At 39.6% G+C, this 10,644-nt stretch carries 12 protein-coding genes and 1 pseudogene; 6 read left to right on the top strand and 7 right to left on the bottom strand.

The window, feature by feature from the left end:
- The 6 genes from BUB87_RS13120 to BUB87_RS13095 form a co-directional block, all read right to left on the bottom strand.
- On the bottom strand, positions 1–256 hold a 256-nt coding region (locus BUB87_RS13120; protein WP_200792844.1), incomplete at its 3' end, for a transposase.
- A gap of 140 nt (positions 257–396) precedes the next feature.
- Positions 397–2,118, bottom strand: a complete 1,722-nt coding sequence (gene ptsP / locus BUB87_RS13115) for a phosphoenolpyruvate--protein phosphotransferase (protein ID WP_073346388.1) — start codon at positions 2,116–2,118, stop codon at positions 397–399.
- A gap of 18 nt (positions 2,119–2,136) precedes the next feature.
- Positions 2,137–2,397, bottom strand: coding sequence for an HPr family phosphocarrier protein (locus BUB87_RS13110; protein WP_073346387.1), 261 nt, complete (start codon positions 2,395–2,397; stop codon positions 2,137–2,139).
- A 13-nt stretch (positions 2,398–2,410) separates the two neighbouring features.
- On the bottom strand, positions 2,411–2,911 hold the full coding sequence (locus tag BUB87_RS14600) for a PTS sugar transporter subunit IIA (RefSeq protein WP_073346384.1): 501 nt from the start codon (positions 2,909–2,911) through the stop codon (positions 2,411–2,413).
- Positions 2,912–2,930: 19 nt separating this feature from the next.
- The gene (locus tag BUB87_RS13100) at positions 2,931–4,394 is read right to left on the bottom strand and encodes a PTS transporter subunit EIIC (RefSeq protein WP_073346382.1); all 1,464 of its coding nucleotides are present in this window, start codon (positions 4,392–4,394) and stop codon (positions 2,931–2,933) included.
- A 150-nt stretch (positions 4,395–4,544) separates the two neighbouring features.
- Positions 4,545–5,372 carry a BglG family transcription antiterminator gene (locus BUB87_RS13095; RefSeq protein ID WP_073346379.1) on the bottom strand — a complete coding sequence of 276 codons (828 nt, stop codon included), beginning with the start codon at positions 5,370–5,372 and terminating at the stop codon, positions 4,545–4,547.
- 148 nt (positions 5,373–5,520) lie between these two features.
- Between BUB87_RS13095 and BUB87_RS13090 the strand changes: the two genes are divergently transcribed.
- From BUB87_RS13090 to BUB87_RS13065, 6 genes are all read left to right on the top strand, one after another.
- Complete coding sequence (locus tag BUB87_RS13090) at positions 5,521–7,296, top strand: ABC transporter ATP-binding protein (RefSeq protein WP_073346376.1); 1,776 nt, start codon at positions 5,521–5,523, stop codon at positions 7,294–7,296.
- An 81-nt stretch (positions 7,297–7,377) separates the two neighbouring features.
- Positions 7,378–7,557, top strand: a complete 180-nt coding sequence (locus BUB87_RS13085; protein WP_073346374.1) for a hypothetical protein — start codon at positions 7,378–7,380, stop codon at positions 7,555–7,557.
- 82 nt (positions 7,558–7,639) lie between these two features.
- A complete protein-coding gene (locus BUB87_RS13080) occupies positions 7,640–8,110 on the top strand; it encodes a tRNA (cytidine(34)-2'-O)-methyltransferase (RefSeq protein ID WP_073346370.1) in 471 nt (156 codons plus the stop codon).
- A 79-nt stretch (positions 8,111–8,189) separates the two neighbouring features.
- Positions 8,190–8,690, top strand: coding sequence for a nitroreductase family protein (locus tag BUB87_RS13075; RefSeq protein WP_073346367.1), 501 nt, complete (start codon positions 8,190–8,192; stop codon positions 8,688–8,690).
- A 33-nt stretch (positions 8,691–8,723) separates the two neighbouring features.
- On the top strand, positions 8,724–9,473 hold the full coding sequence (locus BUB87_RS13070; RefSeq protein ID WP_073346363.1) for an SDR family NAD(P)-dependent oxidoreductase: 750 nt from the start codon (positions 8,724–8,726) through the stop codon (positions 9,471–9,473).
- Positions 9,474–9,477: 4 nt separating this feature from the next.
- Positions 9,478–10,014, top strand: coding sequence for a hypothetical protein (locus tag BUB87_RS13065; protein WP_073346361.1), 537 nt, complete (start codon positions 9,478–9,480; stop codon positions 10,012–10,014).
- A gap of 439 nt (positions 10,015–10,453) precedes the next feature.
- Here BUB87_RS13065 and BUB87_RS13060 read toward each other — a convergent pair.
- Positions 10,454–10,644: pseudogene (locus BUB87_RS13060) on the bottom strand (IS110 family transposase); the annotation flags it as partial.

The following is a 10,644-nucleotide window of genomic DNA, read 5'->3' as shown; positions in this document are numbered from 1 at the left end:
CACGTGGAATATCAATTTCCATTTCACCAAATTGAGTTTTTACAGTCTTTTGAGTATATCCATTTCTTGAGTTTGGAGTATCTTTATCTTTCTTCTCATACTTTTCATATCCAAGCTCTGTAGAAAGCTCTGCTTCAAGCATTTCTTGGATAGTATCTTTAAAAAGGTTTTTTAATGACGCATAAAGGTCTGGAATAGATTGAATATTGTTTTCACTGATGAAATTTTTTAATTGTTCCTTTGTCAAAATTGACATTTTTAAAAACCTCCTTCTCGGTTTGTTTTATTTTTGAATTCTTACCAAGAAAGAGGTTTTTAATCATTTTACACAAAATTTTTTACAGTCTCCTATTTTATTATCTATGGTTTATCTATATATTCCTGTTTTTTAACGCTTTATTTTTTAAAAACGGGTATTTCTATACTTGAAATATAATTTTTAATTTCATCGGAACTGGTCATCTGTAGCACGTTATCTGCTAATAATTTACAATCTTCGTATTTTAGGTCTGCTATTAACCTTCTGACACTTATGATTGAAGATGGGTTCATGCTGAATTCATCAAGTCCCATTCCCAGTAAAACCGGTATCAGCGGAAGATATCCAGCCATTTCGCCGCACATCCCTACGTGCTTTCTCATTTTGTGGGCATTATCTATGGTCATCTTGATAAGTCGCAAAACAGCAGGATCAAAGAAGTCGTATAAATACGACACCTTTTGATTCATCCTATCTACTGCTAGTGTGTACTGCATGAGATCATTGGTACCTATGCTGAAGAAATCTGCTTCCTTTGCCAGGATATCTGATATCAATGCAGCAGAAGGCACCTCAATCATTATGCCCACTTCCAAATTTTCGTCGAATTTCAGCCCTTCATTTTTTAATTCAGCTTTACATTCTTCCAGTATATCTTTGGCTTTCCTGAGCTCATGAATATTTGTAATCATTGGGAACATTACTTTCAGATTGCCATATGCGGAAGCCCTGAGCAAAGCTCTCAACTGAGTCTTAAAAATATCTATCCTGTCAAGGCAAAGCCTTATGGCCCTATAACCTAAAAAAGGATTGACTTCAGCTTCAATATTCAGTGCTGGTAGGTTTTTATCGCCACCTATATCCAGCGTTCTTATTATTACAGGTTTGCCATCCATTTTCTCTAATACGGTTTTGTATACGCGGAATTGTTCCTCTTCTGTTGGTAACTTATCTTCGGCCATATACAAAAATTCCGTCCTGTAAAGTCCGATTCCATCAGGGCCAAACTTTAATATCTGTTCTATATCTTCGATTCCGCCGGCATTGGCGTTGATTTCCACCTTTTTTCCATCTAATGTTATCGATTCCACATCTCGGTATCGCAACAAAAGCCTTTTGTTTTCCAGATCTTTTTCACGTTTTGCTTCATATTTTTTTAGTATAGCTTCTTCAGGATTTATATGCACGATACCTTCATATCCGTCTACTATCAGAAAATCACCGTTCTTTATAGACGATGTTGCACTGTCTACTCCCAGCACTGCGGGGATTTCCATCGAACGAGCGATAATGGCGGAATGGGATGTGCGACCACCGGTTTCTGTTATTATGCCTGATACTTTTTTCCTGTTGAGTTGGGCGGTATCTGATGGAGCCAGGTCGTGAGCCACTATTATGCATTGGTTAGATATTTCGCTGAGAGAAAAATTTTTGTTGCCGGTCAATATACTTAAGACCCTTTTGCTTACATCTAATATATCGTCAGCCCGCTGGGACATGTATTCATTGCCCATATTCTTAAATATCTCTGCCAGTTCTTCGGCAGATGACATGAGCGCATATTCGGCGTTTAATTTCTCTTTTTGTATCTTGTGCCTTACACTTCCTAAAAACTCGGGATCGTTGAGGATAAATAAATGGGTTTCAAAGATCTCAGCTTTATCATCGCCCATCTCCGATTTAACCTGCTCATATATGTCTTCAAGTTGTTTTCTGGCTGTGTCCAGGGCATCGTCAAAGCGCTGTTCCTCTCTTATTGGATCATCGACGATGTGCTTTTCTGCTTTTATTTCAGCTTTTTTATAAACAAAGGCTTCACCTATAGCTATTCCGTCCGAGGCGGCTATTCCTTTTAACATAGGTTGCAACCTCCTCGCTTAACCTTCTATATTCTCCAGGGCTTCCACGATGGCATCAACCGCTTCCTTTTCGTCTACGCCATCTGCCCGTACGATGAGCTCATCACCTTTTTCAGCGGCCATGGTCATTATGCTTATAATGCTTCGGGCATTATATTCATTTCCGTCTTTTACGATGGTGATGTTTGATTTGTACAACAATGCCACTTTGTTGATCTTCATGGCTGGCCTTGCATGTATGCCATTTTCGCTGCGCACAATCGCCTTTTTCTCTACCATCATTTTCCCTCCATTATTTTAGAGTTACTTCCATAACTACAGAGTCTGTGGTCACTTCCCCGTAGTGGAAATCTATAGAATTTACCAGGTCCATATTGGTTATTATCATGGGACTTAAAGTAGATTTGGCTTTTTGTTTCACCAGTTCAATGTCATAGGCTATGAGTTTGTCTCCTGCCGAAACCCTATCGCCTTTTTTGACAAAGGATTCAAAGCCTTCACCTTTCATAGAAACTGTTTCTACGCCTATATGGAGCAATATTTCAAGGCCTTCATTTGTTTTTATGATTGCAGCGTGTTTGGTGGGAAAGACCTGTAGGACTTCGCCATCTGACGGCGCATAGAACACACCGTCAGAAGATTCAAATCCTATGCCATTTCCCATCATCAGCGATGAAAACGCCTCATCTGGTATTTCTTTTACATCAAAGCATCTACCATTAACCGGCGATTTTATTATGACCTTTTCGGGCTTTTTTTGCTCTTTTTTATTCTTCTTAAACAATCCAAACATTTGCAAACTCCTTTCCATCTCATTTCATAAGTTTGAGTATTTCATCTTTGAGCATTTCTGATTCGGTGCCAAAGACCACCTGAAGATTGCCGCTTCCGGCGTCCAGTATACCTGCAGCACCTAGCCGCTTGAGTTCTGCCTTGTCCACTTTAGATACATCATTTACTGTAAGCCTCAATCGGGTTATACATGCATCGATGGTGTCGATGTTTTCTTTTCCTCCTAAGGCAGCAAGCACTTTTGCTGCTTTAGTGTTTTTGTCCATATCTTTGTCTGCAACGGATGCTTCTGTTGCTGTTTCCTCATCATCTATATCCTCCCGGCCAGGAGTCTTAAAGTCGAAGAACTTTATAGAGAAATAAAATATCACAAAATACAATACAGCTATTATAGGACCCGCGATTAAAAATAGCTTCCAACCATTTTGCGCATTAGACAGTCCTAATATATAGTCTATCAAACTGGCTGAAAATGTATATCCCAGTCTGATGTTTAAAGCCTTTGTAAGCAGCCCTGACAGAAATGCAGCGCCTACATGGAAGAAATACAAAAGTGGAGCCACAAATATAAATGAAAATTCTATAGGCTCAGTTATACCCGTCAATATAGAAGTTATCGCTGCTGTTAACATGACACCAGCGATGGTTTTACGCCTTTGTTTGGGAGCTGCCAGGTACATAGCCAGTGTAGCGGCAGGCAGGCCAAAAAGCATGATGGGAAATTCGCTGGCCATGAAGTAACCGGCAGTTTTATCTCCCGCAAAATATCGAGCGGTTTCTCCATGGAGGATTTGTCCGGTAGCAGGGTCTTTAAAACTACCAAACTGGTACAAAAAGGGCGGATAGAAAACATGGTGCAATCCTACGGGAATTAACGCCCTCTTTCCCGCTGCATAAATGGCCGGTCCGATAGGTGAAGTGGTAGCAAATGATGCAAATTTATTTATGCCTATCTGTATGGGCGGCCATATCAGTGCGAAGATCACGCCGATTATCAATGATGCTGCTGCTGTTACGATGGGCACAAGCCTCTTACCGGCAAAAAATCCAAGGTAAGGTGGCAACTTGGTTTCATGAAATTTGTCGTACATTTTGGCGGCTAATAAACCGATTATTATGCCTCCAAAAACTCCTGTATCTATATTTGATATACCTTTTGCCTGGATGTTTAGCAGCTTGCCCATTACATCCAGGACGTTTACCATCACTTCATAACCTACCGCAGAAGCCAGGGCCGCAACGCCGATGTTGCTTGTAAAGCCAATGGCTACACCGATGGCAAATATCAATGATAGATTTGCGAATACAGCGAGACCACCGTTGTAAATAACCTGTCCTACAGCGTTCGACAACCCCTGGTTTTGCATAAGCCATCTGCCTATGGCAACCAGTATACCGGCTGCTGGTAAGACGGAGACGGGGGTCATTACAGCTTTTCCTATTTTCTGCAAAGTCTTAAAGAGATTCTTTTTTGATTTTGACATTGTTATTACCTCCTGATAATATTTTTTCTATTTTTTGAAAAATAAAAAGGCATGAGCTTATTAAATGTAAAAAAACATTTAATAAGGCTCATGCCTGATCGAGTCAGTAACACGCCTTAAAATTATATAAACCTTATTTATATATAAGATTTATATAAGCCTGCGTATATGAAGCGCCAGGTAACCCACTTCGTCTTCAGGAACCTCTTTACCCAGTTTTTCAGAGATAAAATCGCATATGCGCTGTGCTATTTTAAATTCTTTTTTCAATTGCCGCTTTACTGATGGCAACAACACGTTTTCCAGAGGTTTACCTGATTCTATTCGATCTATTGAATACCTCAAATGGGATATCAGCCTTGACATCTCCATTGACTTTTTATCTAAATCTACGTGTAACGTCTGCCGTATCATGTCGGTAATATCTTTTATCAACCTGGTACGCTTCAGGCTTTCAGATACCTCCTGATTAACCCTTGCTGAATGAATATGAAGGGCTATAAAACCTATTTCACTTTCAGGTAGGGCTACATGCAACTTTTCTTTAATCAAATTTATAGCGCTTCGAGCTATCTCATATTCCCTGGGATACATGGCTTGAATCTCGTACATAAACGGGTTGACGATTTCAATGCCTTCATTCATGCGTTTTATAGCAAAATTTATGTGATCAGCCAAACCTACATGTATATGAGAATTTAGCTTCTCACCCAGGGCACTTTCTGCCATGGCAATGATTTCTTCGGAGACAGCTAATATATCGCCTTCTACAACCTGGAGCAGTTTTTTATAATTGTTTTTCTCCAGAGGGTCGATTTTGATGTATTTTTCTTCGATCTTTTTTTCTTCTGTTATTACATCCCCTCTTTTTTTGCCAAAACCTATTCCCTTACCTAAAAGCACATAAACATCATCGCCCTTTTCGGCGACGACTACGTTGTTGCTCAGTGGCTTTATTATTTCATAATTTTCATCCATAAAATTTTACACCTTCCTCATTATATAATATCTGATGCAATAATTCAATATATTTTTTGTGATTCACAATTTACAATATTTCATAATTAAGTACATTTGGGTTTTAAAAATGTTATTGCAAGGTATATAATTGTATTGATAGCAAAAGATGCCTTTTGGGAGAATAAATACAAGGCGGGTGGGGTCAATTAGGGATAATAGAATTTTTAAACTCTTATTTTATATAAAGCCATATTTGCCCATCATAATTATTAGCGTTATTGTAACGTTTATACTTAGTTTAATCAACATATTTGTGGCCAATTATATGAAAATAATGACGGATACAGTTTTAAAGGGGAATTGGAGCGATTTCATAAGAACTGTATATTTTTTAATATTCATAATGATCACAGGCTTTATATTGAAGTACATAAATAGGTACCTCATAGGGCGATTTACATCAGGCAGTATGTGCTCCATGAGAAGACTGTTTATAAACAGGATTTTTAATATGCCTGTAAGCTATCTGGAGTCAAGAAATACCGGGGATATAATATCAGTATTTACCAATGACATGAACAAGGTTCAAAGTTTTTTGCAGAGCCATTTGCAGGATTTGCTGTATCAGCCTCTTGCTTTTATAAGTGCTTTTGTTTATCTTTTTACCATTAATAGACCAATCACCATCATAAGTACCGTCGTACTACCTCTCGTGATGTTTTTAACAAATAAAATAACAGGTTCACTGGAACAGTATGCCTTTAAGCTACAAGAACGGTTAGGGCAATCTAATTCCATATTAGAGGATGTAATAATGGGAATGCCCATAGTGAAGTCCTTTAACCTGCAGGATTTAATGTATGATAAATACCGTAAGATTATCCGCGGCGTAATCAATGAGGGAATAAATATAGAAAAACGTCGGCTTTTGATCAGAATTTTTACCACAGTTCTTGGGTTAACACCATATTTATTGTTTGCGGTTTATGGAGGGTATTTATCGTTGCACGGCTATATGACAGCGGGCGATATGATTGCGTTTTTGAGTTTACTGGAATATCTATATGCCCCGCTAACTGTTATACCTTATATTGCCAGCGACATTAAGGTAGATATGGCTTCATTTACTCGCCTGTTCGAGATTCTGGATCAACCAGTTGAATCACGGGATGGGCGCAGATTTTTATTGGAGCCAAATCAGCCGGTTATAAGTTTTAACGATGTATATTTTTCCTATGATGGACAGAATGATGTACTCAAGGGATTAAGTTTTGATTTACCAGAAGGGCATAAGGTAGGCCTGGTGGGCGAAAGCGGGAGCGGAAAAAGCACGATATTTAAACTGATTTGCGGTTTTTACAGACATCAAAAAGGTCAGGTAAAAATATATGGTCATGACATATCTGAATGGGACATCAAAGCGTTGAGATCCCAGATATCACTGGTTTCTCAGGATACATATCTTTTCCCATGTACCATAGAAGAAAATATAAGGTATGGAAGACCTGATGCCACAAGGGAGGAGGTAATTCAAGCTGCAAAGCTGGCCAACGCCCATGACTTTATAGTAAAGCTACCACAGGGTTATGATACAGTAGTGGGAGAGAGAAGTACCAATCTATCAGGGGGCGAGAGGCAGAGGATAGCCATAGCCAGAGCCATACTGAAGGATGCGCCGATATTGCTGCTGGATGAGGCCACATCAGCACTGGATTCACAGTCAGAGACATTGGTTCAGCAGGCGCTGGAAAGGCTGATGAAAAATCGGACGGTACTGATGATAGCCCACAGGCTTTCGACCATCAGAAATGCGGATGAGATTTTTGTATTGAGGGATGGGAAAATTGTAGAACGAGGCAATCACGATGAACTGATGGAGAGAGGCGGGCTGTACAGGCAGCTGTATCTGGAACAGTTTGCCAACATGCCACAAGTAACCTAAAAAAGTCATTTTCTATCGCTTATTATCTGGTATAATATATTATAAAGACATTTTTAAAAGTGAGAGAAGAGGGGGAGGTTTATGAATAAAATAGTTAAAAATTTGATTTTATTTTTATTATCGGGATTGATTTTATTTACTGTCACAAAAGCAGCTACACTAAATTCCCGTATGGAAATTCCCATAGCAATGGCAGGTGGTGCTGTGGGTTTTGCAGTTCTTGAATATTTCGATAAGGTTCTAAAAGAAAAGAGCAAATAAGGGAGATAAGGGAATTATAGCTTCGTTACAAGGTAAATTTATCGGATTGACGCACATATTGCGAAAAAACGAGGTGAAGGACATGCCATTAAATGTGGTTTTAGTAGAACCCGAGATACCCCAGAACGCGGGAAATATAGCCAGGACCTGTGTCCTTACGGGCAGTAGATTGCACATGGTGAGGCCCTTTGGTTTTATCCTTGACGAAAAGCGTATAAGGAGAGCTGGACTTGATTACTGGCCATACCTGGACCTTGTTGTTCATGACAGTCTTGACAAATTCTTAGAGCAGTACGGAGATAAAAAGTTGTATTTAGCCACGACTAAAGGGAAAAAATATTACACGGATGTTCACTATGAGGAGGATGCGTTTATCCTGTTTGGCAAAGAATCGGCAGGATTGCCGCGTTGGCTTATACAACAACATGAGGAAGATGCTATAAGGATACCCATGAGCCAGAGGATACCTGATAGATCTTTAAATCTTTCCAATTCTGTGGCAATCGTTGTGTACGAGGCATTAAGGCAGCTGGGTTTTCCCGCTTTATGTTAATTTTGATATAAATTGTAAGTGTGATATAATAATCGGTAGTGTATCAAAAGTTATATTAGGTCAGGAGGTGGGTGGTATTATGAAAGAGTTTATCGAGCTTTTGAAGTCAAGGAGGAGCGTAAGAGCTTTTATAGATAAGCCGATTCCCAAAGAGGTTCTGGAGGATATAGTGGACTGTGGGAGGCTGGCCCCTTCGGGGAGAAACGGTCAGCCGTGGCATTTCGTGGTCATTACCAACAAAGATACCTTGAAGTATATATCTGAGCAGGCCACTTACGGCAAATTCATAAAAGATGCTGCCGCCTGTATAATAGTGTACTGCGAGAAAGACAACGACCACCATCTGGAAGATGGAGCGGCGGCTACAGAAAACATAATATTAGCCGCAAAGGCTTACGGCATAGGGACGTGCTGGGTGGCAGGCTACGATAGGACCTACGAGCAGGCCATAAACAAATACCTGGGGATACCTGAAAATCTGAGGATGATATCCATAATCCCCATGGGCTATCCTGCTGCAGAACCTCGTATGCCGCAGAAGAGGTCCCTTGATGAAGTAATCCACTGGGAGAGGTACTGAAGGCAAAATTTAAATCAGACAGGAGGTTTTAATATGCTTTTAAAAGACAAAGTCGCCATAATAACAGGCGCAGGTTCCGGATTTGGTCGTGAGACATCACTGCTGTTTGCCCAAGAAGGAGCAAAAATCGTTGCAGTAGACTACAACAGCGAGAGTGGGCAAAAAACCGCCGATGATATAAAGGCCAACAACGGAGAGGCTATCTTCGTGAAGGCCGATGTCTCAAAAGAGGAAGATGTCAAGAGATTTGTAGACGAAGCAATTAAGGCTTTCGGTAAACTGGACATTATATTTAACAATGCAGGTATATACATACCGGGGAATGCTGAAGCGCTGGCGTCAGAAGATTGGGATAAGGTGATCAATATCAACCTCAAAGGAGTATTCCTAGGGTGCAAATATGCTATTCCGTATTTGAAGAAAAACGGCGGCGGGGTAATTATAAACACTGCATCGGCCGCAAGCTTAATAGGATTTCCCGATGCCGTAGCGTATGCAGCATCCAAAGGCGGCGTGCTGTCGTTGACCAAAGCGATAGCTGTAGATCACGCCAAAGACAACATAAGAGCTAATTGCATATGCCCTGGCACTGGAGAAACAGGCATGACCAGAGAAGTGCTGGAGAATAAGGAACTGAGGGAGATGTTCCTGGCACCCATACCATTGAAGAGGTTCGCACAGCCCATAGATGTGGCCCATGCAGCCCTCTTTTTAGCTTCGGATATGTCTTCATATATAACAGGCGTAGCCCTTCCGGTAGATGGCGGCTGGACCATGTCATAGAAAGGTGATTAAAATACGTGATTTTTTAAAAAGAAATGCCCATGTACTGATTATCGTAGCTTTATCGTTATTTTTGATCTATGAGCTTTTTCTTAATTACAGTTATTCTTCACATATTTATCAAGTTGATAAAGTACAGTACCACAACGCAATAATGGAATTGGATAATTTGATTATGCAATATCAAGCATTAAAAAAAGAGGGCTTAAATAGAGAAAAGCTCGTCGATTTACTGCAAAATACCGAATTCCAATTGATCGAAATAACAAATACCCTATACCCTATTAACAAAGATATGAAGACTAAAAGGCAGCTCTTTGATGAAGTAATTGCTCAAATAGGCCAAATGAAATTGACTATATTTAAAAATAATGTGCCGTCGTATATCGACAGATATTTCGACATATTGGATAAAATTTATTTAAAAATGGGAACGTTGACGCCGGAAGAGAGAAAGAAGCGTTCAGAGATATATATAGATGATAAAAAAGCTGAAGAAGTTAGATCCCTTATAAATTCATTAAAATCGCTCATTAAATAAATTACCCTATCCATGTTAAAATTTATTTTGTCGAGGTGATATGCGCCTCGATTTTTATATGCGTGCGGCATGTGCATGACATAGACGGTGAAAGTCCGTTACGGGAGTTGATAACACCAACCATAGCCAAGGGTGCCCAGGGGCTGAAACTAAGGTAAACGAAAGGAAAAGTGCGGTAAAGCAGCCATAGAAGATATATTTATATGGAATTTATTGTATTCGACTTTTTTTATTTATAGCTTCGAATAAAGAATATATAATATATATGTTGAGCTGTAAAAAAAAGACAAGCGGTGTAATGTCAAGTGGTATTTTTTGGAACCTTGAAAAATAAAGGCCTCAAAAACTCTAAAAAAGACAACACTTAATAAACCCACCATATATTGGATAATAATGGAAGGAAACTTAGCTGATATTCAGTTAAATGTATTTGCTAAATCTATCCATTACCTCCCGGTTGGTAGATTTGGCCTTTGCTCAGCAAGGCAAAGACCAGTCTCACAAGCTTACGTGCCGTTAAGACGAGGGCTCTCTTATGCTGGTGTTTGGTAACCTCATTGTACTTCTTGCAGTAAAAATCAGCATACTCTTTTGCGTGTATCCTTACGCAATTGGCTGCTTCTACAAGAT

Source organism: Caldanaerobius fijiensis DSM 17918 (assembly GCF_900129075.1).
Classification (GTDB): domain Bacteria; phylum Bacillota; class Thermoanaerobacteria; order Thermoanaerobacterales; family Caldanaerobiaceae; genus Caldanaerobius; species Caldanaerobius fijiensis.
The sequence above is the reverse complement of the archived record's forward strand: the minus strand, read 5'-3'. Positions and strand labels throughout refer to the sequence as shown.

Coding starts and splice junctions, on each gene's coding strand:
- ptsP (WP_073346388.1), bottom strand. CDS start 2,118: ATGTTAAAAGGAATAGCCGCCTCGGACGGAATAGCTATAGGTGAAGCC.
- BUB87_RS14600 (WP_073346384.1), bottom strand. CDS start 2,911: ATGTTTGGATTGTTTAAGAAGAATAAAAAAGAGCAAAAAAAGCCCGAA.
- BUB87_RS13090 (WP_073346376.1), top strand. CDS start 5,521: ATGCCTTTTGGGAGAATAAATACAAGGCGGGTGGGGTCAATTAGGGAT.
- BUB87_RS13095 (WP_073346379.1), bottom strand. CDS start 5,372: ATGGATGAAAATTATGAAATAATAAAGCCACTGAGCAACAACGTAGTC.
- BUB87_RS13075 (WP_073346367.1), top strand. CDS start 8,190: ATGAAAGAGTTTATCGAGCTTTTGAAGTCAAGGAGGAGCGTAAGAGCT.
- BUB87_RS13070 (WP_073346363.1), top strand. CDS start 8,724: ATGCTTTTAAAAGACAAAGTCGCCATAATAACAGGCGCAGGTTCCGGA.
- BUB87_RS13110 (WP_073346387.1), bottom strand. CDS start 2,397: ATGGTAGAGAAAAAGGCGATTGTGCGCAGCGAAAATGGCATACATGCA.
- BUB87_RS13100 (WP_073346382.1), bottom strand. CDS start 4,394: ATGTCAAAATCAAAAAAGAATCTCTTTAAGACTTTGCAGAAAATAGGA.
- BUB87_RS13085 (WP_073346374.1), top strand. CDS start 7,378: ATGAATAAAATAGTTAAAAATTTGATTTTATTTTTATTATCGGGATTG.
- BUB87_RS13080 (WP_073346370.1), top strand. CDS start 7,640: ATGCCATTAAATGTGGTTTTAGTAGAACCCGAGATACCCCAGAACGCG.